This window comes from Streptomyces coeruleorubidus, assembly GCF_008705135.1.
In the GTDB taxonomy this organism is placed as follows: domain Bacteria; phylum Actinomycetota; class Actinomycetes; order Streptomycetales; family Streptomycetaceae; genus Streptomyces; species Streptomyces coeruleofuscus.
Map to the genome: position 1 here is coordinate 313906 of NZ_CP023694.1, position 26310 is coordinate 340215.

23 protein-coding genes and 1 pseudogene are annotated in these 26310 nt (G+C 71.4%); 9 read left to right on the forward strand and 15 right to left on the reverse strand.

What is annotated here, in order from left to right; all coding sequences use genetic code 11:
• Window positions 1–15: 15 nt before the first annotated feature.
• The 10 genes from CP976_RS01550 to CP976_RS01595 all read right to left on the reverse strand — a co-directional run bounded on the left by CP976_RS01550 (window position 16) and on the right by CP976_RS01595 (window position 9713).
• Window positions 16–1458, reverse strand: coding sequence for an amino acid permease (locus CP976_RS01550; RefSeq protein ID WP_150478643.1), 1443 nt, complete (start codon window positions 1456–1458; stop codon window positions 16–18).
• Entirely contained in the window at window positions 1455–2132 is a 678-nt protein-coding gene (locus CP976_RS01555) for a FadR/GntR family transcriptional regulator (RefSeq protein WP_086847753.1), read from the reverse strand. The genes CP976_RS01550 and CP976_RS01555 overlap by 4 nt, the downstream gene beginning before the upstream one ends.
• Window positions 2133–2294: 162 nt before the next feature.
• On the reverse strand, window positions 2295–3131 hold the full coding sequence (locus tag CP976_RS01560) for an undecaprenyl-diphosphate phosphatase (protein ID WP_150478644.1): 837 nt from the start codon (window positions 3129–3131) through the stop codon (window positions 2295–2297).
• A gap of 72 nt (window positions 3132–3203) precedes the next feature.
• On the reverse strand, window positions 3204–3551 hold the full coding sequence (gene crcB, locus CP976_RS01565) for a fluoride efflux transporter CrcB (RefSeq protein ID WP_150478645.1): 348 nt from the start codon (window positions 3549–3551) through the stop codon (window positions 3204–3206).
• Window positions 3548–3928 carry a DUF190 domain-containing protein gene (locus CP976_RS01570; protein WP_150478646.1) on the reverse strand — a complete coding sequence of 127 codons (381 nt, stop codon included), beginning with the start codon at window positions 3926–3928 and terminating at the stop codon, window positions 3548–3550. The genes crcB (CP976_RS01565) and CP976_RS01570 overlap by 4 nt, the downstream gene beginning before the upstream one ends.
• Window positions 3925–4386 (reverse strand): fluoride efflux transporter CrcB, encoded by a 462-nt coding sequence (gene crcB, locus CP976_RS01575; protein ID WP_150478647.1) that lies wholly within the window; start codon window positions 4384–4386, stop codon window positions 3925–3927. The genes CP976_RS01570 and crcB (CP976_RS01575) overlap by 4 nt, the downstream gene beginning before the upstream one ends.
• 168 nt (window positions 4387–4554) lie before the next feature.
• Window positions 4555–5514, reverse strand: coding sequence for an SMP-30/gluconolactonase/LRE family protein (locus CP976_RS01580; protein ID WP_150478648.1), 960 nt, complete (start codon window positions 5512–5514; stop codon window positions 4555–4557).
• Window positions 5515–5574: 60 nt separating this feature from the next.
• Window positions 5575–5832, reverse strand: a complete 258-nt coding sequence (locus tag CP976_RS01585) for an ArsR/SmtB family transcription factor (RefSeq protein ID WP_150478649.1) — start codon at window positions 5830–5832, stop codon at window positions 5575–5577.
• A gap of 184 nt (window positions 5833–6016) precedes the next feature.
• Window positions 6017–7576 carry a glycoside hydrolase family 53 protein gene (locus CP976_RS01590; RefSeq protein WP_150478650.1) on the reverse strand — a complete coding sequence of 520 codons (1560 nt, stop codon included), beginning with the start codon at window positions 7574–7576 and terminating at the stop codon, window positions 6017–6019.
• A 115-nt stretch (window positions 7577–7691) separates the two neighbouring features.
• Window positions 7692–9713, reverse strand: coding sequence for a beta-galactosidase (locus CP976_RS01595; protein ID WP_150478651.1), 2022 nt, complete (start codon window positions 9711–9713; stop codon window positions 7692–7694).
• A gap of 184 nt (window positions 9714–9897) precedes the next feature.
• On the opposite strand from CP976_RS01595, the gene CP976_RS01600 reads away from it, so the two are divergent.
• The 5 genes from CP976_RS01600 (at window position 9898) to CP976_RS01620 (ending at window position 14557) form a co-directional block, all read left to right on the forward strand.
• Window positions 9898–11217 carry an ABC transporter substrate-binding protein gene (locus CP976_RS01600; RefSeq protein ID WP_150478652.1) on the forward strand — a complete coding sequence of 440 codons (1320 nt, stop codon included), beginning with the start codon at window positions 9898–9900 and terminating at the stop codon, window positions 11215–11217.
• Window positions 11214–12140 carry a carbohydrate ABC transporter permease gene (locus CP976_RS01605; protein ID WP_150478653.1) on the forward strand — a complete coding sequence of 309 codons (927 nt, stop codon included), beginning with the start codon at window positions 11214–11216 and terminating at the stop codon, window positions 12138–12140. Before CP976_RS01600 ends, CP976_RS01605 begins: the two co-directional genes overlap by 4 nt.
• Entirely contained in the window at window positions 12137–13045 is a 909-nt protein-coding gene (locus CP976_RS01610) for a carbohydrate ABC transporter permease (RefSeq protein ID WP_150478654.1), read from the forward strand. The genes CP976_RS01605 and CP976_RS01610 overlap by 4 nt, the downstream gene beginning before the upstream one ends.
• Window positions 13042–14073 (forward strand): LacI family DNA-binding transcriptional regulator, encoded by a 1032-nt coding sequence (locus CP976_RS01615; RefSeq protein ID WP_150478655.1) that lies wholly within the window; start codon window positions 13042–13044, stop codon window positions 14071–14073. Before CP976_RS01610 ends, CP976_RS01615 begins: the two co-directional genes overlap by 4 nt.
• Before the next feature lie 94 nt (window positions 14074–14167).
• The gene (locus CP976_RS01620; RefSeq protein WP_150478656.1) at window positions 14168–14557 is read left to right on the forward strand and encodes a MarR family winged helix-turn-helix transcriptional regulator; all 390 of its coding nucleotides are present in this window, start codon (window positions 14168–14170) and stop codon (window positions 14555–14557) included.
• A gap of 33 nt (window positions 14558–14590) precedes the next feature.
• On the opposite strand, the gene CP976_RS01625 is transcribed toward CP976_RS01620, so the two are convergent.
• The 4 genes from CP976_RS01625 to CP976_RS01640 form a co-directional block, all read right to left on the reverse strand.
• Window positions 14591–14992, reverse strand: coding sequence for an SseB family protein (locus tag CP976_RS01625; RefSeq protein WP_150478657.1), 402 nt, complete (start codon window positions 14990–14992; stop codon window positions 14591–14593).
• Window positions 14993–15116: 124 nt separating this feature from the next.
• The gene (locus tag CP976_RS01630; RefSeq protein ID WP_150478658.1) at window positions 15117–15878 is read right to left on the reverse strand and encodes a Type 1 glutamine amidotransferase-like domain-containing protein; all 762 of its coding nucleotides are present in this window, start codon (window positions 15876–15878) and stop codon (window positions 15117–15119) included.
• Between the two features lie 12 nt (window positions 15879–15890).
• Window positions 15891–16550, reverse strand: coding sequence for a maltokinase N-terminal cap-like domain-containing protein (locus CP976_RS01635; RefSeq protein ID WP_150478659.1), 660 nt, complete (start codon window positions 16548–16550; stop codon window positions 15891–15893).
• Window positions 16551–16568: 18 nt separating this feature from the next.
• Window positions 16569–17522: an aminoglycoside phosphotransferase family protein gene (locus CP976_RS01640; protein ID WP_229875903.1), complete on the reverse strand. Its 954-nt coding sequence runs from the start codon at window positions 17520–17522 to the stop codon at window positions 16569–16571.
• Window positions 17523–17693: 171 nt separating this feature from the next.
• Here CP976_RS01640 and CP976_RS01645 point away from each other — a divergent pair, with 171 nt between their 5' ends.
• The 4 genes from CP976_RS01645 to CP976_RS01660 all read left to right on the forward strand — a co-directional run bounded on the left by CP976_RS01645 (window position 17694) and on the right by CP976_RS01660 (window position 24241).
• Entirely contained in the window at window positions 17694–18887 is a 1194-nt protein-coding gene (locus CP976_RS01645) for an MFS transporter (protein ID WP_190146953.1), read from the forward strand.
• Between the two features lie 54 nt (window positions 18888–18941).
• Window positions 18942–20708, forward strand: coding sequence for a beta-galactosidase (locus CP976_RS01650; RefSeq protein WP_150478660.1), 1767 nt, complete (start codon window positions 18942–18944; stop codon window positions 20706–20708).
• On the forward strand, window positions 20702–23086 hold the full coding sequence (locus CP976_RS01655; RefSeq protein WP_150478661.1) for a beta-galactosidase: 2385 nt from the start codon (window positions 20702–20704) through the stop codon (window positions 23084–23086). Before CP976_RS01650 ends, CP976_RS01655 begins: the two co-directional genes overlap by 7 nt.
• An 87-nt stretch (window positions 23087–23173) precedes the next feature.
• A complete protein-coding gene (locus CP976_RS01660) occupies window positions 23174–24241 on the forward strand; it encodes a LacI family DNA-binding transcriptional regulator (RefSeq protein ID WP_150478662.1) in 1068 nt (355 codons plus the stop codon).
• 7 nt (window positions 24242–24248) lie between these two features.
• On the opposite strand, the pseudogene CP976_RS01665 reads toward CP976_RS01660, so the two are convergent.
• A pseudogene (locus tag CP976_RS01665) lies at window positions 24249–26227 on the reverse strand (heavy metal translocating P-type ATPase).
• Window positions 26228–26310 lie beyond the last annotated feature (83 nt).

Below are 26310 nucleotides of genomic sequence, written 5' to 3' on the forward strand. Positions count from 1 at the left end.
GGAGGGACGCGTCTGTCACGCGTCGGCTCCGGTCGTGGACTTGCGCGCGACACGGCCGCGGACGGCGAACCATCCGGCGACCAGTGCCCCGACGATCAGCGGCAGGCACAGCACGGTGGTGCGTCCCGCGCCGCCGTCGGCGTACATGAGGACCAGGACGGAGGCGAGGAACGCCAGCGTCACGATCTCGGTCCAGGGGGAGCCCGGCAGCCGGTAGCCCGGGCGGGTCAGCTCGCCCTTCTGGGTCTTCTGCCAGAAGAGGAGGTGACAGATCATGATCAGGCCCCAGGTGGCGAGGATACCGATCGCGGCGAAGTTCAGCACGATCTCGAACGCCTCGGCGGGCACGACGAAGTTGAGGCCGACGCCCAGGACGCAGATGCCGCTGGTGAGCAGGATGCCACCGTAGGGGACCTGGCTGCGGCTCATCACGGAGGTGAACCGGGGCGCGGATCCGGCCATGGCCATGGAGCGCAGGATGCGGCCGGTGGAGTACAGGCCGGAGTTGAGGGAGGACATCGCGGCGGTGAGGACGACGAGGTTCATCACGTCGCCGGCCGCCGGGATGCCGATGTTGGACAGCACGGTCACGAAGGGGCTCTCGCCGGCGGTGTACTTGTTCCACGGCAGCAGCATCGACAGCAGGACGACCGAGCCGACGTAGAACACACCCACGCGCCACATGATCGAGTTGATCGCCTTCGGCATGATCTTCTCGGGGTTCTCGGTCTCACCTGCCGCGACGCCGACCAGCTCGACGGAGGCGTAGGCGAAGACGACGCCCTGGATGATCAGCAGCATCGGCAGCAGGCCGTGCGGGAAGACGCCGCCGCTGTCGCTGATGAGGGACGGGCCGGGGCTGTGGCCGTCCACGGAGTGCTGGGTGACCAGCAGGAAGATGCCTATGCACATGAAGACGACGAGCGCGCCGACCTTGATGATCGCGAACCAGAACTCGAGCTCGCCGAAGATCTTCACCGAGATCAGGTTCACGGTGAGCACGACCGCCAGCGCGATGAGCGCGATCACCCACTGCGGGATGTCGGAGAACATGCCCCAGTAGTGGGTGTAGGTCGCGACGGCGGTGATGTCGGCGATACCGGTGGTCGCCCAGTTGAGGAAGTACATCCAGCCCGCGGTGTAGGCGCCCTTCTCCCCCATGAACTCACGGGCGTACGACACGAACGCGCCGGAAGAGGGGCGGTACAGCACGAGTTCACCGAGGGCGCGCACGACGAGGAAGGCGAAGAGACCGCAGACCGCGTAGGCGATGAAGAGGGAGGGGCCCGCGTCGGCGAGGCGGCCGCCGGCGCCGAGGAAGAGGCCGGTGCCGATGGCACCGCCGATGGCGATCATGTTGACGTGCCGGGACTTCAGGGACTTGCTGTAGCCGGCGTCTCCGGCATCGACATGGCCGGAACGTTTCTGCACGCCTTCGTGCAGGGACTGCTCGCTCACGCCTCGGGTCCGCCTTCCGTGGGGGTGTCCGTGCGCGGGGAACGCACGATGTCGGTGAGGGTCGTCTCGACCCGGTCGAGGTGGTGGGCCATGGCCTCCACCGCGTCGTTCTCGGAACCGTCGGTCAGCGCCTCGACGATCGCCCGGTGCTCGCGGTTGGACTGCTCGCGGCGGCCGCCCAGCTCGTTGAGGAAGGCGGACTGGCGGGCCAGCGCGTCCCGGATCTCCTCGATGACCCGGCGGAAGACCGGGTTCTGGGCGGCCTCGGCCACGGCGAGGTGGAACAGCGTGTCCATCGCGACCCACGCCGTGGTGTCCGTCTCCCGTTCCATCCGGTCCAGGAGATGGGCCAGGTGGTCGAGGTTCTCCGGCGTGCGGCGCCGGGCCGCGTACCCGGCGACCGGGATCTCGACGTGGCGGCGCACCTCCAGCAGGTCGCTGGCCGAGTAGTCGCCGAAGGTGGGGTCCTCGACGGTACTGGCGACGACGAAAGTGCCCTTGCCGGTCCGGGACACGGTCAGGCCCATGGTCTGCAGCGCCCGCAGCGCCTCGCGCAGCACGGGCCGGGAGACCTCCAGAGTGCGGCACAGCTCCGCCTCGGAGGGGAGCTTGTCGCCGATCGCGTAGTCGCCACGCTCGATGGCGTCGCGCAGATGCGCCAGCACCGCTTCCATGGCGCTGATGCGACGTACGGGCTGTCCGGCTGTCCGGCTGTCTGACAGGTTCACGGGGGTGATCCTCCGGGGCATGCGAGGCACCTGTCAAGGGCCCGAAAGGAAAGGTTCAGAGGGCCGGAAGCCGTCGTTCACTCTCTCGGCCCGGCCCCTCGCGACCGGTCAGCTGTGCAGCACACCGCCTCCGAGCAGGCCGAACAGCAGCACTCCCACGACGATCCGGTAGATCACGAAGGCGTTGAAGGAGTGCTTGGCGACGAACCTCAGCAGCCAGGCGATGGAGCCGTAGGCCACCACGAAGGACACGAGCGTGCCGACGGCGAGCGGCGCCGCCCCCACGCCGGTGCCCAGGGCGTCCTTGAGCTCGTAGAGGCCGGCGCCCGTCAGGGCGGGGATGCCGAGGAAGAAGGAGAGCCGGGTGGCGGCGACGCGGTCCAGGTCGAGGATCAAGGCCGTGGACATGGTGGCGCCGGAGCGGGAGAAGCCGGGGAAGAGCAGGGCGAGGATCTGGGAGCTGCCGACGAGCATGGCGTCCTTGAACGAGGTGTCGTCCTCGCCGCGCTTGTGCCGGCCCATCTGGTCCGCCGCCCACATCACCCCGCTGCCGACGATCAGCGAGCCGGCCACCACCCACAGCGAGGCGAGCGGGCCCTCGATGAGCGGCTTGGCGGCGAGTCCGACGGCGACGATCGGGACGGTCGCGCAGATGACCCACCAGGCGAACTTGTAGTCGTGGTGGTAGCGCTCCTCGCGGTCGCGCAGGCCCCTCCCCCACGCGGAGACGATCCGCACGATGTCCTTGAAGAAGTACACGAGCACCGCGGCGATCGCGCCGACCTGGATGACGGCCGAGAACCCGATCACGGCGTTGTCGTCGACGGGGATGCCCATGAGCCCTTCGACGATCTTCAGATGGCCGGTGGAGGAGACGGGCAGGAACTCGGTCACCCCCTCGACGGCTCCGAGGACGACGGCCTGACCGACGCTGATGACGCTCATGGGATCCAGTTCTGTGCGGGGTGGGACGGGCGTGGAGAGGACCGTCCTACTACACGCGGGCGAGAACGGATCTCACAGACGCGCGAGCGCCACCCCCGCGAACGCCGCCCCGAGACCGGCCGCCAGGCTCGCCGCCACATTGAGGACGGCGTAGCCGCGGGCCCCCGTCTCCACCAGCCGCAGCGTCTCGTAGGAGAACGTCGAGTACGTCGTCAGGGCTCCGCACAAACCCGTGCCGAGCAGCAGTTGGACGTGTCCGGCGACGCCGGTGAGCAGGCCGAGGATCAGGCAGCCGGCGACGTTCACCGCGAAGGTACCCCAGGGGAAGACGGAGTCGTGCCGGGACTGCACCGCGCGGTCGGTGAGGTAGCGCAGCGGCGCGCCGACCATCGCGCCCCCGACGACCAGCAGCCAGTTCACAACGACCTCTTACCCTTCACGTCCGTTTCGCCAGATATATCCGTCCGGTCCGTGTACCGGATGACCTCGCAGTCGTCGAGAGTGACCAGGCCCTCGGTGACGAGTTCGTCGAGCTGGGGCAGGAAGGCCCGGACGCGTGGCTCGGTGTCGACGATCACGACGGCGACCGGCAGGTCCTCGCTCAGGGACAGCAGCCGCGAGGTGTGGATCAGCGAGGAGGCGCCGAAACCCTCGACGCCCCGGAAGACGCTGGCGCCCGCGAGGCCCGCCGCGTGGGCCCGGTGGACGATCTCCGAGTAGAGCGGCTTGTGGTGCCAGGTGTCGTTCTCGCCGACGAAGACGGTCAGGCGCAGGGCCCTGCCGGTCAACCGTGTCATGGCTGCCTCCGCTTGAGGGCACGGCGGGTCGACCAGGCCGCGAGCCACACCGCCGTGAGCGCCGCGAGCGGGGTAGCGGCGAGGTAGGCCAGGCCGGCGCGGAGGTGGCCGCCGTCGGCCAGCTTCTGGATGTCGACGGCGTAGGTCGAGAAGGTCGTGAACCCCCCGAGGACGCCGGTGCCGAAGAAGGGGCGGACCAGACGGTGGGCGGGCCGGAACTCGGTGATGACCACCATGAACACGCCGATCACGGCACAGCCGGTGACGTTGACCCAGAAGGTCGTCCAGGGGAAGCCGCCCGTGGGCGAGGGCCACCACAGGGACGCCGCGTACCGTGCGGCGGCCCCCACTCCCCCGCCGAGCGCCACCACCGCGACGACCGGCGCTTGGGCGCGCCAGGCGGGCGGGTGCGGGGCGGAGGGCTGGATGCGGAGGCTTTCCGCCTCGGGGGCCGTCATGGTCGTACGTCTCCTACTCGCCGGGGCCCGGGGTCGTGCGGGCGCGTGCCGTCGCAAGTAGGGACCGTTGGCGGCGTCCGTGCCGCGGTTCGGGTACGGCGGGCCCCACCGCCGCGCCGCGAGAGTGTCGCGGCCGGGGTTCAGGTTAACCCCGGTGGCGAACCCGCGTCACTTCGAGGCGGGCGGCTCGCAGACCGCCACGCCCGGCTCCCAGAGGCTGCCCAGCACGAGGTGTCCGCCCGTTTCGCACACGCTGGTGACCATCCGGTAGCCGGAGTGGCGGCGGGCGAGGTGGTGGACGACGCGGCCCTCGTCGTCGAAGGCCAGGACGGCGATCGTGCCGGTGGGGCGGAAGGGGGCGCGCACGGCCACGCGGGCGGCGGCGCGCCGGACCGCGGGTGTGCCGCGGTGGAGCAGGTCGAGAGCGGGGACGCGGGGTCCGGCCAGCGCGACCCAGATCGGTCCGTCCGGGGTGCCGCGCCAGAGGTTGTCGGGCATGCCCGGGAGGTTCTCGGCGAAGGGCTCGCTGCGGCCGGCCTCGGGCCCAATGAGCCGGTAGCGGGTGAGCCGGCGGGCGCCGGTCTCGGCGACGACGAGGTACGACTCGTCGGCTCCGGCGGCGAGCCCGTTGGCGAACTGGAGGCCGTCCAGCACCACCTCGGGGGTGTCCGCGCCGGGGGCGAGGCGCAGCAGCCGTCCCGTTCCGGTGTGTTCGACGATGTCGCCGATCCAGTGGTCCAGGGGGTGGCGGCGGCTGGAGACGGTGAAGTACACGCTGCCGTCGGAGAGGGACACGACGTTGCTGGCGAACCGCAGCCGCTCCCCCGCCACCGCGTCGGCGAGGATGCGGACCGTGCCGTCGCCGGTGTCGACGCGCAGCAGTCCGCGTTCGGCGTCGCACACCAGCAGGTCGCCGTCCGGGAGGAGTTCGAGCCCGAGCGGCCTGCCGCCGGTCTCGGCGATGACCTCGGTACGGGCCGTCACCGGGTCCCCCAGGCCGTCCAGGCGCAGGATGCGGCCGTCCGCCAGGCCGGTCAGCACCCGGCCGCGCGGGTCGGCGACCACGTCCTCGGGGCCGTGGCCCACCGCGACGTAGTGGCGTGGGACGAGTGCCGTGGGACGGTCCATCGCGCGCATGTCCTTCACTGTTTGGGGGAGATTCCGCTGTACCGGGTGGTACCGGGTGGCCTACCAGCCCTTTTCAAACATCCGGGCGACCTCGGCGATGCGCATCTCGTCGCGGTGGTAGTGCACGCGGCCCTCGGACCGGCTGGTGCGCAGCATGCCGGTGGCCTGGAGCAGCCGGAGATGGGTGACGGCGACCGGGTGGGGCATCGAGAACCTCTCGGCGACGGCGTCCGCGGTGACGCCGTCCGCGGCGGGGCCGGGTTCCTTCAGCCAGGCCAGGATGCGCAGGCGCGTCTCGTCCGTGGGAGTCCTCAGCATGTCGTGCCCCTGCCTCGCGGCTCTCGTCCTCATACCGCGTCTTCCCACTGTCGCGCAGTCGAAGCCGCCGCGTCCGGGACTCGGCATCGTTGACCGATACCGAACTGCCGTAGTTCGCAGGCGAGTTCGGATATGGACGAGGGCCCGGCCGCGTGCGTGCGGCCGGGCCCCCTTCCCCGCGAGGTCAGCGGTGGCGGAACCAGGACATCGACGAGAGTGCCCGGTCGTCGTAGCCGAACAGCGCCTGGTTCTCCCAGGCGTTGCCGGAGGACGGGTCGGTCGGGTCCCAGCCGTTGCCGTTCACCGCGGTCCAGGTCGCCTCCCAGTAGAAGATGCCGAGGCCACGGCCGTTCGGGACGGCCTCCACGATGCTCGCCACGTCGTTCATCCACCGGGTCTGGCCGGCCACGCTCGCCGGATAGCCGGAGACCAGTTCGGCACTGGTGTCGATGATGTTCTCGTGGGAGTCCTCGCTGTCGAGGCGGAACGGGTAGGCGGTCTCGGCGACGAAGACCGGCTTGCCGTAGCGGGAGGCCGCGTCGTCGAGGGTCGTCTGGAAGTCGGCCAGTGTGCCGTGCCAGTAGCCGTAGTACGACAGGCCGATCGCGTCGAACTTGACGCCGTTGGACCGCGCGCTGTCGAACCACCAGCGGGTTCCGGCCAGGTCACCGCCCTTGGCGAGGTGCAGGGCGACGGTCGTGTTCGAGTTGACCGCCTTGACCGCGTCGTAGCCGGAGTTGAGCAGACCGGCCAGCTGTGACCAGTTGGAGGTCGATCCCTCGTTCCACAGCATGCCGCCGTTGATCTCGTTGCCGACCTGGACCATGTCGGCGGTGGTGCCCTGCGCCTTCAAGGCGTTCAACACGTCGTAGGTGTGGTTGTACACGTCGGTCCTGAGCTGACCGTACGAGTGTCCGGCCCAGGCCGCGGGCTTGTCCTGGCGGCCCGGGTCGGCCCAGAAGTCCGAGTAGTGGAAGTCGACCAGCAGCTTCATGCCCTGCGCCTTGACGCGCTTGGCCAGGGCCAGGACGTGCGCCTTGTTGTTGTAGCCGTCGGCCGGGTTCACCCAGACCTTGAGGCGCGCGTAGTTCATGCCGGACGACTTGAGGATCGCGAGGGCGTCGCCGGACGTGCCGGAGCTGTTCCGGTAGAGGCCGCCCTTGGCCTCGCTCTTGGGCAGGGACGAGATGTCGGCACCCTTGATCGATGTACCGGACGTGCCCGACGTGAAGGTCAGGTCGTCGACATTGATCCAGTTGCCGGCGTTCGCGTCACTGTTGACGCTGATGGTGCACTGGTTGTTGGTCACATTGACCGGCACGACGATCCGGATCCACCCACTGGCCGAGACCGGCAGGTCGGTGCGCTGCTCGGCGCCGCCGCAGTTCTTGAGCGCCATGTACGCGGACTTCTGTCCGCCGCTGGAGCGCACCCAGGCGGTGAGCTTGTAATTGCCGTTGGTGAGTCCGGACAGGTACTGGTACGTCTCCACCTTGTAGGCGGTGGAGGCCCAGTGGCTGAGGCGGTAGCTGCCGCCGTGACCGCCGGACTCGGTGAACGAGGCGCCGGTGTCGCCGTACTCGGACCAGCCGCCCGGCGTGGCCGCGCCCGCGCCGTCGGCCTCGAAGCCGCCGTTGGTCAGCGTGCTCGCGGCGTGGGCGGAGGTGGCGGGCAGGGCCGTGAGGGCGAGCCCGGCCGCGAGCGGGAGCAGCAGGGTTCTGAGCGTGCGTCTGGGATGGAACATCGTCGTCCGTCGTCCCTTCGACGTGGGGGTTGGGGGTGCCCCTCGCCCGGAGGTGAGGCGAGAGAGCCCCTCCGCCCGCGGCTCATGCGGCTCGCACGGGCGGAGGGGAGTCGGTTCAGCCGTCGAGCCGGACGACCCGGACGCCTCCGGCCGGGACGGCCAGCCGGCCCGCGGCGCGTTCACCGGTCAGCAGTTCGGTGCCGTCGGCCTCCAGCGGCACCTTGGCGTCCGAGCCGGTGTGGTTGACGGCGAACAGGTAGGTGCCCGACTCGCCGGTGCGGCGCACCACTTCGACGTCCCGGGGCAGGTCGGCGCGCGGGGCGAGCCGGGCGTCCTCGACCGCCCAGCCGAGCAGCGCGTCGAGTCCGTCGGCGCCGAGCCGGGTGGAGACGTACCAGGCGGTGCCCTCGCCGAGGCGGTGCCGGGTGACGGCGGGGCGCCCGGCGGTCAGCCCGTCGGCGTACGTCAGGACGGTCTCGGCACCGCGCGGCACCACGAACTCCGTCCACACGTCGGCGCCCAGCTCGGATCCGTCGGGGCCGGTGACGCTGACGCGCTCACCGGGCAGCAGCGGTGAGAACTCCTCGACGGTGAGGCCGAGGACGTCCCGCAGCGGGCCCGGGTAGGCGCCCTCGTGGACGGCGTCGTGCTCGTCGACGATGCCGGAGAAGTACGAGACGACCAGCGTGCCGCCGTTCTCGACGTAGGCCGTGAGGTTGTTCCCGGCCGCCTCCGTCATCAGGTACAGCGCCGGTACGACGACAAGGGGATACCTCGACAAGTCGGCTTCCGGATGGGCGAAGTCGACGGTGAGGTGGCGGTCGTAGAGGGCCTCGTAGAATGCGTCGGCGCGCTCGCGGGCGTCGTGGTCGACGCTGGGGCGCCAGTCGAGGTTCTGCGCCCACCAGGAGTGCCAGTCCCACAGCACGGCCACGTCGGCCTCGGTGCGGGTGCCGCGGATCTCGCTCAACGCCGCGACGGAGGCACCCAGTTCGACGACCTCGCGCCACACACGGGTGTCGGTGCCGCCGTGCGGGAGCATCGCCGAGTGGAACTTCTCGGCGCCGCGCCGGGACTGGCGCCACTGGAAGAACATGGCGCCGTCGGAGCCACGGGCCACGTGGGTGAGGGAGTTGCGGGCCATCTGGCCGGGGGCCTTGGCCGGGTTGCGGGGCTGCCAGTTGACGCCCGAGGTGGAGTGTTCCAGCAGCAGCCAGGGGGCGCCGCCCGCGACGGAGCGGGTGAGGTCGGCGGCCATCGCCAGGTTCACGTGGGTGCGGCGCCCGTCGGTGATCAGGTAGTGGTCGTTGGTGACGATGTCGACCTCGCGGCCCCAGGCCCAGTAGTCGACGGAGTCGCACTGGCTCAGCGCCGTCATGAAGTTGGTGGTGACCGGGACGCCCGGGGACAGGCGGTGCAGGATGTCCCGCTCCGTCACGAAGTTCTCGCGCATGGTGGCGTCGGCGAACTGCTTGTAGTCCAGCGCCTGGCCCGGGTTGACGGCCGCGGGGGTGAGCCGGGGCGGGTTGATCTGGTCGAGGTCCGCGTAGCGCTGGCCCCAGAAGGCCGTGCCCCAGGCCTCGTTGACCGCGTCGACCGTGCCGTACGTCGTCGCCAGCCAGCGGCGGAAGTGTGCGGCGCACGAGTCGCAGTAGCACGCCGAGACGGGGACGCCGTACTCGTTGTGCACGTGCCACATCGCCAGGGCGGGGTGGTCGCCGTAGCGTTCGGCGAGCTTCGTGGTGATGGCGGCGGCGGCCGCACGGTAGTCCGCGTTGCTGTGGCAGATCGCGGCGCGGGAGCCGAACTCGTAGCGCACGCCCTCGGCGGTCACGGGCAGGGCGTCGGGGTGGGCCCGGTAGAACCAGGCGGGCGGTACGACGGTGGGGGTGCCGAGGTCGACGCGGACGCCGTTCTCGTGCAGCAGGTCCAATAGGCGGTCGAGCCAGCCGAAGTCGTGACGGCCGGGTGAGGGCTCCAGCAGCGCCCAGGAGAAGATCCCGACGCTCACCATGGTGACGCCGGCCTCGCGCATCAGCCGGACGTCCTCCTGCCAGACGCTCTCCGGCCACTGCTCGGGGTTGTAGTCCCCACCGAAGGCGAGCCTGGTGAGGCCCCTGGGGGTGGTCTCCGGCATGGATGGTCTCCCGGTCGGTCGATCAAATGGGAACGTGCACACACAGCGGCGCGGTGCGGAGCCCAACATAACCGCACAGCAACAACCATTGACAAGTGTCCGGGATGTTTCTCTACTGTGAACGCTCACAGAAGCATGGCAGGTCCTCGCAGCAGGCGAGGACCCCAGGTCAGGGGAGAGATCCATGCCGTACACGAAGCGCCGCCGCCTCGTGACATCCGCCGTCGCCGTAGCGCTCGGCGCCACCGCCCTCGCCGCCTGCGGCTCGGAGTCCGGGGACAGCGAGACCGAGTCGGGGCCGGTCTCGCTGACGTACTGGACCTGGACGCCCGGCATGGACAAGGTCGTGGACCTGTGGAACAAGGGGCCGGGCAAGAAGGACCAGATCACCGTCACGGTGAAGAAGCAGGCGTCCGGCGACACGCTCATCACCAAGATCCTCACCGCGCACAAGGCGGGCAAGGCGCCCGACCTGGTGCAGGCGGAGTACCAGGCGCTGCCCACGCTGGTCAGCAACGACGCCCTGGCGGACATATCGAAGAACGTGGGCGACGCGAAGGACAGGTTCGCCGACGGTGTCTGGCAGCAGACGACGTTGGGCACCGACGCCGTCTACGCGGTCCCGCAGGACATCGGGCCGATGATGTTCTACTACCGCGAGGACCTGTTCAAGGAGTACGGCCTGACGGTGCCGACGACCTGGGAGGAGTTCGCCGAGACGGCCCGCAAGCTGAAGAAGGCGGCGCCCGACAAGGACCTGACCACCTTCTCCGCCAACGACTCCGGCCTGTTCGCGGGACTCGCCCAGCAGGCGGGCGCCAAGTGGTGGACGACCTCCGGCGACCAGTGGAAGGTCGCCATCGACGACGCGGCGACGCAGAAGGTCGCGAAGTTCTGGGGTGGCCTGGTCAAGGAGGGCGCCATCGACAACCAGCCGATGTACACCCCGTCCTGGAACAAGGCGCTCAACACCGGCAAGCAGATCGCCTGGGTCAGCGCCGTGTGGGCGCCGGGCACGCTGACCACGGCCGCCCCCGCCACCAAGGGCAAGTGGGCCATGGCCCCGCTCCCCCAGTGGTCCGCGAGCGAGAACAGCACGGGCAGCTGGGGCGGCTCCTCCACGGCCGTCACCACGGACTCCAAGCACCAGGAGGCCGCCGCCAAGTTCGCCTCCTGGCTGAACACCGACAGGGACGCCCTGAACGCGCTGGCCAAGGAGAGCGGCATCTACCCGGCCGCCAAGAACGCCCAGACCAGCGGCGCCTTCCTCAAGCCGCCGGCCTACTTCTCCAACCAGGCCGACTTCTACTCCAAGGCCGCCGACATCGCGGAGACGACCGCGCCGTCCGCCTGGGGCCCCAACGTGAACGTCGCCTACACCACCTTCAAGGACGCCTTCGGCGCCGCCGCGAAGAACAAGTCGGACTTCGGCGCCGCGCTGGAGGAGATGCAGGACGACACCGTCGCCGACATGAAGAAGCAGGGCTTCGAGGTCGCGGAGTGAAAAGCACGGCACACCGGCAGTCGTACGGGGTCAAGGGGGCCCCGTACGCCTTCCTTGTTCCCGCGACGATCCTGTTCGCGCTGTTCTTCGCCCTGCCTATCGGCTACGCGATCTGGCTCAGCCTCCGCAAGGTGAAGGTCTCGGGCCTGGGTCTGGGGTCCGGCGCCCGCAGGGAGGTCTGGGCCGGTCTGGAGAACTACACCGACGCCCTCACCGACAGCGAGCTGGTGAACGGGGCGTTGCGCGTGCTGGGCTACGGCTGCATCGTCGTCCCCGTCATGCTCGGCCTCGCCCTGCTCTTCGCGCTGATGCTGGACTCCGAGAAGGTACGGCTGGCCCCCTTCACCCGGCTCGCGATCTTCCTGCCGTACGCCATCCCCGGCGTCGTGGCGGCGCTGCTGTGGGGCTTCCTGTACCTGCCGGACGTCAGCCCCTTCTACTTCGTGCTCGACAAGCTGGGCCTGCCGCAGCCGGACCTGCTGGACGGCGGGCCGCTGTATCTGGCCCTGTCGAACATCGCGGTCTGGGGCGGCACCGGCTTCAACATGATCGTCATCTACACCTCGCTCCAGGCGATCCCGGCGGAGGTCTACGAGGCGGCGAAGCTGGACGGCGCCACCCCGGTGCAGATCGCGCTGCGGATCAAGATCCCGATGGTGGCTCCCTCGCTGGTGCTGACCTTCTTCTTCTCGATCATCGCGACGCTCCAGGTGTTCAGCGAACCGACCACCCTCAAGCCGCTCACCAACTCGGTTTCCACGACCTGGAGTCCGCTGATGAACGTGCACCGGGACGCGTTCGGCGAGGGTGACATCTACGGCGCCGCGGCGCAGGCCGTGATCATCGCGTTCGTCACGCTCCTGCTGTCCTTCGGCTTCCTGCGGGCCGCGAACCGTCGTCAGAAGCAGGAGGCAGCCCGATGAGCTCCCTTGCCGTTTCCCAGGCCGAGCCGGTGGCGGGTACCGCGCCCGGTACCGCCCAGAGCCGCCCGCCGCTGCGCCGCCGGATCGCCCTGATCCCGACGGTCACGCTGTTCCTGGGGGCGGTCTACTGCCTGCTGCCGGTGGCCTGGGTGGTCATCGCGGCCACGAAGTCCGGCAGTGAGCTGTTCTCCACGTTCACGTTCCTGCCGGGCACGGGCTTCGCCGACAACTTCCGGGATCTGAACGCCTATCGCGACGGCGTCTACTGGTCGTGGATGGGCAACTCCGCCCTGTACGCGGGGCTCGGCGCCCTGCTGTCGACGTGCGTGTCGGCGTTCAGCGGCTTCGCGCTGGCGACCTACCGCTTCCGGGGCCGCGAGACGATCTTCAACGTGCTGCTCGCGGGTGTGCTGATGCCGCCGGTGATCCTGGCCATCCCGCAGTACCTGCTGCTGGCGAAGGCCGACCTCACGGACTCCTACCTGTCCGTCCTGCTGCCGCAGATCCTGTCGCCGTACGGCGTCTACCTCGCCCGGATCTACGCCGCCGCCGCGGTGCCGGCCGACGTGGTCGAGGCCGGCCGTATGGACGGGGCGAGCGAGTGGCGGATCTTCACGCGGATCGCGCTGCCGATGATGATCCCGGGCATGGTGACGGTGTTCCTGTTCCAGTTCGTGGCGATCTGGAACAACTTCCTGCTGCCGTACATCATGATCAGCGACGACGAGAAGTTCCCGATCACCCTCGGCCTGTTCACCTTGCTGGAGCAGGGAGCCAACACCCCGGCGCTGTACACCCTGGTGATCACGGGCGCGTTCCTGGCAGTGCTCCCGCTGGTCGCTCTCTTCCTGGTCATCCAGCGGTTCTGGAGTCTGGATCTGCTCTCCGGAGCCGTAAAGTCATGACCATGAACGCTGCGGGGGGCAGGCGCAGGCCGCCCACGATCCACGACGTGGCGCGCGAGGCGGGGGTCTCGCGCGGCACGGTCTCGCGTGTACTCAACGGCGGCCACTACGTCAGCCCGGCCGCCCAGGAAGCGGTCAACGCGGCCATCCGCAGGACGGGTTACGTCGTCAACCGGCACGCCCGCTCGCTGATCACCGGGCGGTCCGACTCGATCGGCTTCCTGCTGACCGAACCGCAGGAGAAGCTGTTCGAGGACCCCAACTTCAACGTCCTGCTGCGCTGCTGCACCCAGGCGCTGGCCGCGCACGACATCCCCCTGCTGCTGATGCTGGCCGGCACGCAGGACGAGCGGCGGCGGATCATGCGGTACATCACCGCGGGCCACGTCGACGGCGTGCTGCTCGTCTCCAGCCACTCCGCCGACCCGGTCGCCGAGCAACTGCACGAGGCGGGGGTGCCCCTCGTGCAGTGCGGCAAGCCCATGGGGCGCGGCACCAAGGTGAGCTACGTGGCGGCGGACGACCGGGACGGCGCCCGCGACATGATGCGCCACCTGCTGTCGCTGGGCCGCCGCCGTATCGGCATGGTGAACGGCCCGGTGGACACCCCGGGCGGGGTCGATCGCCTCGCCGGTTACAAGGAGGTGCTCACGGAAGCGGGCCTCGAGATCGACGAGCGGCTCATCGTCTCGGGCGACTGGGGCCGGGCCAGCGGCGAGGCGGGCGCCGAGCGGCTGCTGGCGCAGGCCCCGGACCTGGACGCGGTGTTCGTCGCCTCGGACCTCATGGCGCAGGGCGTGCTGGCAGCCCTCCAGCGCGCGGGGCGGCGCGTACCGCAGGACGTCGCGGTGGGCGGCTTCGACGACTCCCCGGCCGCCCTGGCCTCCAGCCCCGAGCTCACGACCATCCGGCAGCCGTGGGACCGGATCAGCGCCGAGATGGTACGGGTGCTGCTCGCGCAGATCGGGGGCGAGGATCCGGCGGCGGTGATCCTGCCGACGGAGCTGGTCAAACGGGAGTCGACGTAGGTCCCGCTCCCGGCGACGCAGGGCCCCGCTCCCGGCGAGGGACGCGCACTGCATGCACGGTCATGTAACGCCGCGCCGGTGTTACCGTTCACATATGGCGTCGAAAACGGCTGGTGCGCGGCTTGAGGAACGGTGGCGGGACATCCTGTCGGCGCACGCGCGCACGATGTGCGAGATCGACCGGGCGCTGCATCCGCACGGTCTCGGCGCGTCCGACTTCGAGGTCCTGGACATCCTCGCGACCGCGGCGCCCGAGGAGGGCGAGCAGTGCCGGGTGCAGAACCTGGCCGGGCGGGTCCACCTCAGCCAGAGCGCGCTGTCCCGGCTCATCGCCCGGCTGGAGAAGGACGGGCTGGTGACGCGTTCGGTGTGCGTGGAGGACCGGCGCGGCGTGTGGGTGGCCCTCACCTCCAAGGGCCGTGACCTGCACGCGGAGGCACTGCCGCTGCAGCGGGCCGCACTGGCCCGGACCCTGGGCGCGTAGACCGCCCGGGCCCGGGCTCCGGCCCACTCGGTCCTACGGGCGGGCCAGCAGGGTGCGTACTCCCTCCGAGGTGAGCGTCAGGCGGTGCTCCGAACTGCCGTCTATGGTGAGCGACAGGTCGTCGGCCGGCCATTGGGCGGCCAGGGCGCCGAGCGGCACCAGGCGGTAGCGGGAGACGAACGGCAGCAGCCCGGCCATCTCCACCTCGGAGGTGAACACGGGCACCACCGGCTCGCCGCCCGGCTGCTCCAGCACCGGCAGTGCCACCGCCGAGGGGTTGGCGGTGTCGGCGTCGTTCGCGTCGTCGGGCACGGGGATGAGCACGTCGCTGTTGGCGAGCGCGTCCAGAGCCGCCGCGTCCTCGGTGTTGTCGGCGAGGACGTCCAGAGCCCGCTGGGCGGGCGTGGGCGTGGGGTCGTTTGCGGGTGTCTCCATGGCAGATTCCCTGGTAGCGGCGGTCGTGCGGCCCACCCGGGACAAGATCCGCCCCGGGCGCGGTCCTGCTCGCGTACCCGATCGCGCCCGAAGCAATCCTGTTGATCTTCCGAGGTTCAGGGGATCAGCGTGATGTGGCCGGAGGCTCAGGACGCCTCGCCTCCATGGAGGGCCCGAGCAACCGGCACGGCAGCGCACGCTCGCTCACGCCGCCACCCCCGACCGGTTCCACCCGGTACACCCCGGCGCCCCGCGCCCGGGTGACGGCTTCCGTCGGCACACCGTCCGTGAAGAGCACTCCGGCCCCGTCCTCCACCGCCCAGCCCGACGGCAGCCGTCCCGCTGCCACGGCCGCGCGGTAGGAGGGCCGACGACCCGGTTCACTGTCGTAGTGCGGGCAGACGGAACCCGGCAGCAGCCGCAGGCCGTCGGGGAGACACCTCAACGGCCCGAAGGAGTCGGTGTGCGAGCCCTCGGCCCAGCAGTTGGCGCCGGCGCTGATGCCGCACAGCAGCGTGCCGTGGTCGTAGGCCTCCCGCAGCAGCCGGTCCACGCCGTGGGTCCGCCATACCGCGAGGAGGTTGGCCGTGTTGCCACCGCCCACGTAGACGACGTCCTGGGCGAGCAGGAAGGAGCGCAGTGCGTCGTCGTCCAGGTCACGGCGGAACAGGTGCAGGACGGAGGGTTCGCAGGCGGGGCGGTCCCCGAACGCCGTGCGGAACTGTTCGATGTAGGCCGGCGCGTCCCCGCTGGCCGTGGGCACGAAGCACACCTTGGGGCGGGAGGAGCGTGCCCGGGCCAGTACCCAGTCGTCCAGGAGGCCGTCGTCGTCGGTGGAGAAGCCGCCGCCGAGGAGGGCGAGGCGCTGCGGGGGTCCGACGGCCATGGCGGTCACCCTCTAGGCGCCAGGGCCGGTGAGCAGAACGGCGAAGACACCGCGGGCGCGGGTGCCGTCCGGGAGTTGCCAGGAACCGGTGACCTGGCCGGTCACTCCCCGGGAGGGCGTAAAAGGGCCGTCCGGGGCAGGTCGCAGCACCCTGTGCAAGCGGAGGGTCGTGCCGTCCGGGGTGGTCAGACGGGTGCCGTCCTGGTCGTCGGTGGTGACGAAGTCCGTGGGGATCGGGCCTTCGCCGGTGTGGGACGCGACGACCTCCCGGTCGGGGGCATCGCTGATGCTCTGCTTCTGGGCCTGCACCCGCCCCTCGATCAAGGCCGCCGACTGGGCGAGCAGCACGGGGTCGTGGCAGCCGTCGTAGGCCCAGCGCTTCCCGAGGACGCCGTGTTCCATGGTGCCCACGAGGGCGTGCTCCGCCCCGTCGAGCGGGGCGCCGCGATAGGTGAGCGGCACCAGGTAGGTGATCGGGTCAGCGCCGGAGGCGTCGGTGACGACGATGAACTCGATCCCGACCTCGCCCTGCGGGTCGTCCAGCCGGAACCCGCCGGCCTTGGTCAGCTTCGGTTCGCCATCGCCACCGCGGTACCACGGGCGGGAGGGCAGCCAGGAGGTGAGCAGTTCCAGTTTGTTCGGACGGAGGGAGGTGCGGTGGATGACGGCCATGACGAGGGTTCCCTTCCGTCACGCCGGCCCGAACACGGGGTTGCGACGCAACTGCCCGGCACACCACCGGAAGTGTCCGTCGCTGTCGTCCAGGCCGAACAGGTCGTAGGTGGTGAGTGCGTAGGCGGCTTGATAGGTGGTGAGGGCCGCGGGCGAGTAGCCGAGCTCCTGCGCGAAGAGCCGGGTGAGTTCCGCGGTGTGCTCCTGGGCGTGCGGGCCGTACATGTCGCAGACGGCGGCGGTGACGGCCGCCTCGAAGGCCGGGTCGCCCGCGGTCGTGTAGAAGCCGAAGTCGAGTACGGCGACGGGTCGGCCGGTCGCGTCGACGTGGATGTTGGGCGGCACGAGATCGCCGTGGATCGCGGTGACCGGGGCGTCGGGCAGCGACCGCAGCGCGTTCAGCGTGCGCTCGACCCCGGCGTCGAAGCCGGGCACCCGCGCGGCGAGGGCGGCGCCGTGCCGGGCCGCGGCCCGGGCGACCAGGGCCGCGAGCGCGTCCTGAAAGCGGTCGTGGCCCTGCCAGAGGGGCCGGTCGTCGCCCTGGACGGTCAGCCGGCGCATCGCGTCCGTGCCCGGCACCGAGGTTAGAGCGCGCAGGACGGCGAGCAGCGTGTTCTTGTGCCGGACGGGCAGTTCGCGCTCGTACTCCTCATGGGCGGAGTCGCCCCGCATCGGAAGACCGGGCAGCTCACGTTCGTACGTCACCACGGTGCCCTGGTGCTCTTGGACGTCGAGGATCTCGGGGGTGGCGAAGGGCAGGCCGTGTGCCGCGATGTCCGCGTAGACCCGGCGGGTGAGCTCGGTCGGCGGCCTGCCGGTCCACACCTTGGCGACCCGGCCGGCGCCCAGCCCGTAGACGACACCCTCGACGCCGGCGCCGATACGGCGGGCCTCGGGGTGTCCGCGGCCGGCGAAGTATCCGGGCCAGGGGTCGGCGACGTGACGCGTTTCGACGCTCCTGGAGATCTCCACGCGCGCATTAGATCAGCCGTCGCACCAGCTTGACCACGCGATTACAGGAGTGGTCACAGCAGCCGGGAACTTGCGCGGTGCGTCTCATTCGTGCCGCCAAAGGGTGTCGGCGGGCCTGATGTTACCGGTAACATCACCATGCCCTGCCGTCGGCCGTACCCCGGAGTCCGCGTGACCGACCAGCCCGCCGCACAGCGCGCAACCCCCCTCTCCCCCGCTCCGTCCACCCCGGTCTTCAGCCGGTCCGCCGCGGTCGCCTCCTGCGTGGGCTTCGTGCTCATGGGTGCGTTGCAGGCCCTGTACGGGCCCGCGATCCCCGGCTTCCGTGCGGAGTTCGGGCTCTCGCCGTCCGCCGCCGGGCTGGGGCTCAGTGCCCACTTCGTCGGCGGCGTCGCCGGTGTCCTGTTGTTCGACCGGCTCTACGGGCGGGTCGGCAACCGGCACCTCCTCGGCAGTTCCTACCTGCTGATGGCGGTCGGCGCGGCGGGTTTCGCGCTGGCGCCCGGCTGGCCCACCGCCCTGGCGGCGGCCCTGCTCGCCGGGCTCGGTTTCGGCGGCATCGACTACGGGCTCAACCAGCTGTTCGCCGTGGGCTTCGGCCACCGTTCGACCGCGATGCTGAACATCCTCCACGCCCACTTCGGCATCGGCGCCATCCTCAGTCCCGCCCTGATCGGCGTGGTCGGTTCCGAGCACTACCCGGCCGTCTTTCTCGGTTTCGCCCTCGTCAATCTGCCGTTGCTGCTGTGTCTGAGGGGCGTACGGAACGACGCGCCCGTTCCGGCCGGTGACGAGGCGAGCGGTGGGGCGGTCCTCCGGCGGAGCCTCGCCTCGGTGCTCGCCGTCTTCGTCGCGCTCTACGTCCTGCACGTGGGCATCGAGGCCGGTGTCGGCGGCTGGGAACCCACGCACCTGGAGACCGTCGGCTACGGCGCGGGCGTCGCCGCCACCGCCACCTCCGTGTACTGGCTGATGATGACCGTGGGCCGCTTCCTGGTGGCGCCGCTCGCGCTGCGCTTCTCCGCCCAGGCGATCATCACCGTCTCCTGCGCGGGCATGACGGTGTGTCTGCTGGCCGCGTCCGTGCCGGCGCTGGCGCCGTACGCCTACGCCGGTGTCGGTCTGTTCATCGCGCCGATCTTCCCCACCGGGCTGCCCTGGCTGAACCGGGCCGCCCCGCGGGCCCGCAGAGCCGGTGCCCTCGTCATCGCCGCGTCCATGGTCGGCGGTGTCGTGGCGGGTCCGGCGCTGGGCAAGGCCATCGAGTGGTCGGATGTCCGCGCGGTGCCCCTGTTGCTGTGCGGTGTCTCGGCGCTGTGCCTGGCCGCGACGCTCTGGCTGATCCGCGTCACCCGCTCCCACTGAAACGCCCATCGACGTCCCTTGACTTCCACCCGCATCCCGAAGGGAAGCCCCCTCATGCCCGCCCTGACGACGACGTCCGACGGATTCCTGCTGCACGGCGAGCCGTTCCGGATCATCTCCGGTGCGTTGCACTACTTCCGTGTCCACCCCGGCCTGTGGTCCGACCGGCTGCGCAAGGCCCGGCTGATGGGCCTCAACACGGTGGAGACGTACATCCCGTGGAACCACCACCAGCCCGATCCCGACGGGCCTCTCGTGCTCGACGGCCTCCTCGACCTGCCCCGGTTCCTCCGGCTCGCCCAGGACGAGGGGCTGCACGTGCTGCTGCGTCCGGGTCCGTTCATCTGTGCCGAGTGGGACGGCGGCGGCCTGCCCGACTGGCTGACGTCGGACCCGGACATCCGGCTGCGGTCCAGCGATCCGCGTTTCACCGGGGCCGTCGACGGCTACCTCGACCTGCTGCTGCCCGCGCTCCGGCCGCACCTGGCCAGGGCCGGAGGTCCGGTCATCGCCGTGCAGGTGGAGAACGAGTACGGCGCCTACGGCGACGACAGCGCCTATCTGAAGCACCTGGCCGACGCGTTCCGCTCCCGGGGCGTCGAGGAGCTGCTGTTCACCTGCGACCAGGCCGACCCCGAACACCTGGCCGCCGGAAGCCTGCCGGGCGTGCTGACCGCCGGTACCTTCGGCAGCCGCGTCGAGCAGAACCTCGGGCGGCTGCGCGAGCACCGGAGCGAAGGCCCGCTGTTCTGCGCGGAGTTCTGGATCGGCTGGTTCGACCACTGGGGCGGGCCGCACCACGTACGGGACGCGGCCGACGCCGCCGCCGATCTGGACCGGCTGCTGTCCGCCGGGGCGTCCGTCAACATCTACATGTTCCACGGCGGCACCAACTTCGGCTTCACCAACGGCGCCAACCACAAGCACGCCTACGAACCCACCGTCACGTCGTACGACTACGACGCCGCGCTCACCGAGTACGGTGACCCGGGCCCGAAGTACCACGCCTTCCGCGAGGTCATCGCCCGCCATGCCGGCGTCCCCGACGAGCCCGCCCCGGCTCCCGGGCCCAAACTGCCACCGGTCGAGGTCGAGTTGGACGGCCGGGCACCCCTGCTTCCCCTCGCGGGCGCGCTCGCCGCTCCCGTCCGCACCGACGACCCGGTGACCATGGGCGAGCTCGGGCAGCACACCGGCTACGCGCTCTACCGCACCGTCCTTCCCGCCTCCGGTGACGGCCTGCTGCACTTCGCCGGCGGTGTCGGCGACCGTGCCCAGGTCTTCGTCGACGGCGCACCCGTCGGTGTCCTGGAGCGCGAGCGCCACGACGAGACGCTGCCGGTGCGCGTCCCGCACGCGGGAGCCGGGCTGGAGGTGCTCGTCGAGAACATGGGCGGCGTCAACTACGGGCCCCGTATCGGCGCCCCGAAGGGCCTGCTCGGGCCCGTTTCCTTCAACGGCACCGTCCTGCGCGGCTGGGACTGCCACGCGCTGCCGCTGGACGACCTGGACGCGGTGCCGTTCACCCCGGGCGACGGGACGGCGGTCACCGTGCCCGCCTTGCACCGCGGCACTTTCGAGGTGGACACGCCCGCCGACGCCTTCCTCTCCCTGCCCGGCTGGACGAAGGGGCAGGCCTGGGTCAACGGCTTCCATATGGGCCGCTACTGGAACCGCGGCCCGCAGCACACGCTGTACGTCCCCGCGCCGGTGCTGCGGCCGGGCGGCAACGAGCTGGTCCTGCTGGAACTGCACGGCACCACCGCCACCAGCGCCCAGCTCACCGACACGCCGGACCTCGGCCCGGAGAACACGTGGTGACCCCGCACCGGCTGCGCGTTCCCAAGCCCTCCGCTCCCCCGCTGACCGGCCACCTGCCCTTCGCGGACGCTCCGGGCGTACCCGACCCGATCGGGGTCACCGGCCGCTGGCTCACCCGGGGCGGCCGCCCCTGGTTCCCGGTCTCCGGCGAGTTCCACTACTCCCGCTACCCGGCCCGGGAGTGGGAGGAGGAGCTGCTGAAGATGAAGGCGGGCGGGGTGACCGCCGTCGCGTCCTACGTCATCTGGATCCACCACGAGGAGATCGAGGGACGGATCCGCTTCGACGGCGACCGCGACCTGCGTCGCTTCGCCGAGCTGTGCGCCCGGCACGGCCTGGACTTCATCCCGCGCATCGGCCCCTGGTGCCACGCCGAGGTGCGCAACGGCGGCCTGCCCGACTGGCTGCTCGCCCGCGCCGGCACGCCGCGCACCGACGATCCGGCGTATCTGGAGCCCGTGCGCGCCTGGTTCCCGGAGATCGCCGGGCAGTTGCGCGGCCTGGACCGGGCGCACGGCGGCCCGATCGTCGCGATCCAGATCGAGAACGAGCTCTACGACCAGCCCGGCCATCTGCGCACGCTGAAGCGCCTGGCTCAGGAAGCCGGACTGAGCGCGCCGCTGTGGACGTCGACCGCCTGGGGCGGGGTCCAGCTCCCGGGTGAGGAACTGCTTCCGCTGTTCGGCGGCTATCCGGAGGCGTTCTGGACGGAGGCGGACGGCGGCTGGCCCGACACCTGCCGCAAGCACTTCTTCTTCACCCATGAGCGCGACGACGAGGGCATCGGCGCCGACCTGCGGCCCACGACCGTGCGCGGCGCCGAACCGGTTCCGGCGGACCGCTTCCCATGGGCCACCTGCGAGTTGGGCGGCGGCATGGCGGTGGCCTACCACCGGCGGCCCCGGGTCGAGGCCGCCGACGTGGGTGCCCTGGGGCTCACCAAGATCGGCTGCGGTTCGGTGTGGCAGGGCTACTACATGTTCCACGGCGGCACGAACCCGCCCGGTGAGCTGACGTCCCTTCAGGAGTCGCACGCCACCGGCTACCCCAACGACCTGCCCGTCCTGTCCTACGACTTCCAGGCCCCGCTCGGCGAGTACGGCCAGGTGCGGCCCTCGTACCACGAACTGCGGCTCCAGCACCTGCTGCTGGCCGACTTCGGGCACCGGATCGCGCCCATGGACTCCGTCCTGCCCGAGCGGCTGCCGGCCGGGCAGCACGACCGGGAGACGCTGCGCTGGGCCGTCCGCACCGACGGCACCTCGGGGTTCCTGTTCGTGACCAACCACCAGCCGCACGAGCCGCTGCCCGACCACCCGGACACGGCCTTCACGGTCGGCTTCCCGGACGCACCGCCGCTGACGCTGCCGAGCGCTCCCGTCACCGTGCCCTCCGGCGCCTGCTTCTGCTGGCCGCTGCGGCTGGACGTGGCCGGGCTGCGGCTGGAGTGGGCGACCGCTCAGCCGGTGTGCACCGTCGAGGCGGGCGGGCGTACGGTCCTTGTATTGGCCGCGACCGACGGCATCGCGCCCGAACTCGTCCTGGACGCGGACACCGTGGCGTCCGTCGCGACACCGTCCGGGGTGGTCACGCCGGTCGCCGGCCGGATCCTGGTCAGCGGAGTGCGGCCCGGCACCGACGCCCTGGTCGAGGTGGACGCCGCCGACGGTTCACGCGTCGGGTTGCTGGTCCTGGACGCGGCGACGGCCCGTACCGTCTACCGGGGTGACGCCTGGGGATCCGAGCGGCTGGTGCTGTGCGGGGACGGGGTCGTCTTCGACGGTGACGAGGTACGGCTGCACAGCCCGGCCGCCGAGCCGTCGTTCGCGGTGCTGCCCGCGCCGGACGCCGTCCCCGTGGTAGCCGGGGCACGGGTGCGATCGGCAGCCGACGGCGTGTTCACCCGCTACACGATCGATGCCGCGTCCCTCGCGGACACCGCGGTGCCCGTCACCCGGGTCAGGCCTGCCGGTCCGGCGCCCGAGCCGGTGACCGGCGTGCAGGGGAGGGCGAGCGTGCCGGCGGACAAGTACGTGGAGACGGTGGCCGCCGAGTACCACATCGACGTACCGGAGGACCTGCTTCGGGCACCTGCCGGTGTCCTGCTGCGGCTGCGCTGGACGGGCGACCTGGCCCGGGCCTACGTGGGGGACGTCCTGGTCGCCGACCAGTTCTACTCGGGCCGGGTCTGGGACATCGGCCTGGACCGGCTGCCGGTGGACGAGGTACGGGCGCGGGGCCTGCGGCTGAGAGTGCTGCCGCTGGCCGCGGACGCTCCGGTGCATGTGCCGGGGCAGGCGGGTGACGACTGGCGGGCGGCCGGGGTGCGGCACGCCGAGTGGGTGGTCACGCGCTCGTGGACGGTGCGGGCCGGCTGAGAACTCCGCGGGCCCCGCCCGGCCTATGCTGTGCTCCTGCCGGGCGGGGTCAGGACCGCCGTAACCGACGCCGAGGAATCACCCGTCATGACACCGAGCGCCACCGACAGCCCTGTGCCCAAGGGCCGCAGCAGGCGCAACTTCGCGGGGGCGCGGCCGGTGATGGCCGACGTGGCCCGGCTGGCCGGCGTCTCCAAGCAGACCGTCTCCCGGGTGCTCAACGACCATCCGGCCGTCCGCCCGGAGACGCGGGAGGCGGTCCTGGACGCCATGCGCACGCTCGGCTACCGGCCCAGCCGCAGCGCGCGGTCGCTGGCCAGCGGCCGGACCCGGATGCTGGGGGTCATCTCCTTCGACGCCGCCCGGTACGGGCCCGCCTCCATCCTGACGGCCATCAACACCGCGGCCCAGGAGGCCGGTTACCTGGTGAGCTCGATCGCGCTCGACACGGCCGACCGCGACACCGTCGTGGAGGCCGTGAACCGGCTGTCGGCCGAGGGCGCGGACGGCGTCATCGCGATCGCCCCGCAGCAGTGGGTGGGCCGGGCCCTGGCGGAGACCGACCTCGGGACTCCCCTGGTGGTGCTGGAGAGCGCCCTCGACGACAGCACACCCCTGGTCACCGGCGACTCCCGCACCGGGGCCCGCAAGGCAACCGAGCACCTCCTCGGCCTCGGGCACGCCACGGTCTGGCACATCGCGGGCCCCGCGGGCTGGACCTCCGCCGACCACCGCCTGGCGAGCTGGCAGTCGACGCTCCAGGCGGCCGGCGCCGACATCCCGGCCCCGCTCGCCGGGGACTGGAGCGCCGACTCCGGGTACGACCTCGGCCGTCGGCTGGCCCGGCGCCCGGACGTGACGGCGGTGTTCGCCTCGAACGACCAGATGGCCCTGGGCCTGCTGCACGCCCTGCACGAGTCCGGGCGGTCCGTCCCCGGGGACGTCAGTGTCGTCGGCTACGACGACATCCCCGAGGCCGCGCATCTCCTGCCGCCGCTGACCACCGTCCGCACCGACTTCGCCGAGATCGGCACCCGTTCCCTGCGGCTCCTCCTGGACCGCATCGACGGTCCCGGGGAGCGGCCCCGGGTCGACACGCTCGTCCCCGTGGACCTCGTGGTGCGGGCCAGCAGCGGTCCGGCGCCGGCCCGCTGACGGGGACTCAGCCGGTCCCCTCGGCGGCGGCGCGCTGCCAGGCCGACTCCCTCAGCAGCCGCAGGCCGTTCAGGCCGACGAGGACCGTGGAGCCCTCGTGGCCCGCGACGCCCAGCGGCAGCGGCAGGTTTCCGGCCAGGTCCCAGACGACGAGGCCGGTGATGAACACCCCGGCGATGACGAGGTTCTGGACGACCAGCCTGCGCGCACGCCGGGACAGGGCGACGGTGGTGGGGACCGCCGCGAGTTCGTCGCGCACGATCACGGCGTCGGCGGTCTCCAGGGCGAGGTCGGAGCCCGCACGGCCCATGGCGACGCCGGTGTGGGCGGCGGCCAGGGCGGGTGCGTCGTTGACGCCGTCCCCGACGACCAGCACCTTGCGGCCCGTGCTCTCCAGCTCCTGTACGGCGGCCATCTTGTCCTGCGGCAGCAGCCCGGCGCGGACGTCGTCGATGCCGGCCTCGGCGGCGAGGTGCGCGGCGGCCCGGGGGTTGTCGCCGGTGAGGAGCACCGGGGCGGTGCCGGTGAGCGTGGTGAGCGCGGCGACGGTGGCGGCGGCGTCCGGGCGCAGCCGGTCGGCGATGCCGAGCAGCCCGGCGGGGGCGCCGTCGACGAGGACGAGGACGGCGGTACGGCCGGATTCCTCCAGTTCCTCGGAGACGGTGGTGACCGTGCTGCCGGTGCCGTCCAGCAGGCGCGCCGGGGCACCGACGGCGACCCCACGGCCGTCCACGACGGCGGTCACTCCCACGCCGGGCGCGGAGGTGAAGTCCTCCGCGCCGGGCAGGTCGAGACCGCGCTCGCGGGCCGCGTCCACGACCGCCCGGGCCAGCGGATGCTCACTGGGCCGCTCGGCCGTCGCCGCCAGCGTCAGCAACTCGGCCTCGTCCAGGCCGGACCCGGGCAGCGGCCGGACATCGGTGACGCGCGGGCTGCCCTCGGTCAGCGTGCCCGTCTTGTCCAGCGCGACCGCGTCCACCTGGCCGAGCCGCTCCATCACCACGGCCGACTCACCAGCACGCCGTGCCGTCCGGCGTTGGCGATGGCCGACAGCAGGGGCGGCATGGTGGCCAGCACGACCGCGCACGGAGAGGCCACGATCATGAACGTCATGGCGCGCAGCAGCCCGTCGGCGAGCTGTTCGCCGAAGGCGAGCGGCACCAGGAAGACGGCCAGGGTCGCGGCCACCATGCCCAGCGAGTAACGCTGTTCGACCTTTTCGATGAACAGTTGCGTGGGCGCCTTGGTCTCGGACGCCTCCTCCACCATCCGCACGATCCGGGCGATCACCGAGTCGGACGCGTCGCGCTCGACGCGGACCCACAGGGCGCCGGTGCCGTTCAGGGTGCCCGCGAAGATCTCGTCGCCCGGCTCCTTGGCCGCGGGGAGCGGCTCGCCGGTGATGGTCGCCTGATCCACGTCGCTCGCCCCGTCCAGCACCCGGCCGTCGGCGCCGACGCGCTCACCGGGACGGACGAGGACGGTGTCGCCGACCGCCAGCTCCTCCACGGGGACGGTCTGTTCACCGCCGTCCGGGGTCAGCCGGGTGGCCGTGGCGGGGGCGAGATCGAGCAGGCCGCGGACGGAGTCGGCGGTGCGGGCGGTGGCCAGCGCCTCCAGCGCGCCGGAGGTGGCGAAGATGACGATGAGCAGGGCGCCGTCCATGACCTGCCCGATCGAGGCCGCGCCCAGGGCGGCGACGACCATGAGCAGGTCGACGTCGAGGGTGCGCTCCTTCAGCGCCTTGAGCCCTTCCCAGCCCGGTTCCCAGCCGCCCGTGACGTAGGACAGGGCGTAGAGCGGGCCCCAGGTCCAGGCGGGCGCGCCGGTCAACTGCAAGGGCAGCGCGAGCAGGAAGAAGACGGTGGCGGCGGTGGCCCAGCGCGCCTCGGGGAGCGCCAGGACACGGGTACGCCGCCGGGGCGCGGCCCCGGTACGGGCGGGCTTGGCCCGTTCGACCGGTTGCGGCGTGAGCGTGGAGGTCATCGAGGGTCCTTCAGGCGGGGGCGCGTACCTTCCCACCGTACAGGAACAGATGAAGACTGATTCATATGTTCATTCGCGACGGC

Bases quoted from the DNA above. Each gene is read 5' to 3' on its own strand.
- CP976_RS01555 (WP_086847753.1), bottom strand. From the start codon at position 2,132: ATGGAAGCGGTGCTGGCGCATCTGCGCGACGCCATCGAGCGTGGCGAC.
- CP976_RS01560 (WP_150478644.1), bottom strand. From the start codon at position 3,131: ATGAGCGTCATCAGCGTCGGTCAGGCCGTCGTCCTCGGAGCCGTCGAG.
- CP976_RS01570 (WP_150478646.1), bottom strand. From the start codon at position 3,928: ATGACACGGTTGACCGGCAGGGCCCTGCGCCTGACCGTCTTCGTCGGC.
- crcB (WP_150478647.1), bottom strand. From the start codon at position 4,386: ATGACGGCCCCCGAGGCGGAAAGCCTCCGCATCCAGCCCTCCGCCCCG.
- CP976_RS01580 (WP_150478648.1), bottom strand. From the start codon at position 5,514: ATGGACCGTCCCACGGCACTCGTCCCACGCCACTACGTCGCGGTGGGC.
- CP976_RS01585 (WP_150478649.1), bottom strand. From the start codon at position 5,832: ATGCTGAGGACTCCCACGGACGAGACGCGCCTGCGCATCCTGGCCTGG.
- CP976_RS01590 (WP_150478650.1), bottom strand. From the start codon at position 7,576: ATGTTCCATCCCAGACGCACGCTCAGAACCCTGCTGCTCCCGCTCGCG.
- CP976_RS01595 (WP_150478651.1), bottom strand. From the start codon at position 9,713: ATGCCGGAGACCACCCCCAGGGGCCTCACCAGGCTCGCCTTCGGTGGG.
- CP976_RS01600 (WP_150478652.1), top strand. From the start codon at position 9,898: ATGCCGTACACGAAGCGCCGCCGCCTCGTGACATCCGCCGTCGCCGTA.
- CP976_RS01610 (WP_150478654.1), top strand. From the start codon at position 12,137: ATGAGCTCCCTTGCCGTTTCCCAGGCCGAGCCGGTGGCGGGTACCGCG.
- CP976_RS01615 (WP_150478655.1), top strand. From the start codon at position 13,042: ATGACCATGAACGCTGCGGGGGGCAGGCGCAGGCCGCCCACGATCCAC.
- CP976_RS01620 (WP_150478656.1), top strand. From the start codon at position 14,168: ATGGCGTCGAAAACGGCTGGTGCGCGGCTTGAGGAACGGTGGCGGGAC.
- CP976_RS01625 (WP_150478657.1), bottom strand. From the start codon at position 14,992: ATGGAGACACCCGCAAACGACCCCACGCCCACGCCCGCCCAGCGGGCT.
- CP976_RS01630 (WP_150478658.1), bottom strand. From the start codon at position 15,878: ATGGCCGTCGGACCCCCGCAGCGCCTCGCCCTCCTCGGCGGCGGCTTC.
- CP976_RS01635 (WP_150478659.1), bottom strand. From the start codon at position 16,550: ATGGCCGTCATCCACCGCACCTCCCTCCGTCCGAACAAACTGGAACTG.
- CP976_RS01650 (WP_150478660.1), top strand. From the start codon at position 18,942: ATGCCCGCCCTGACGACGACGTCCGACGGATTCCTGCTGCACGGCGAG.
- CP976_RS01660 (WP_150478662.1), top strand. From the start codon at position 23,174: ATGACACCGAGCGCCACCGACAGCCCTGTGCCCAAGGGCCGCAGCAGG.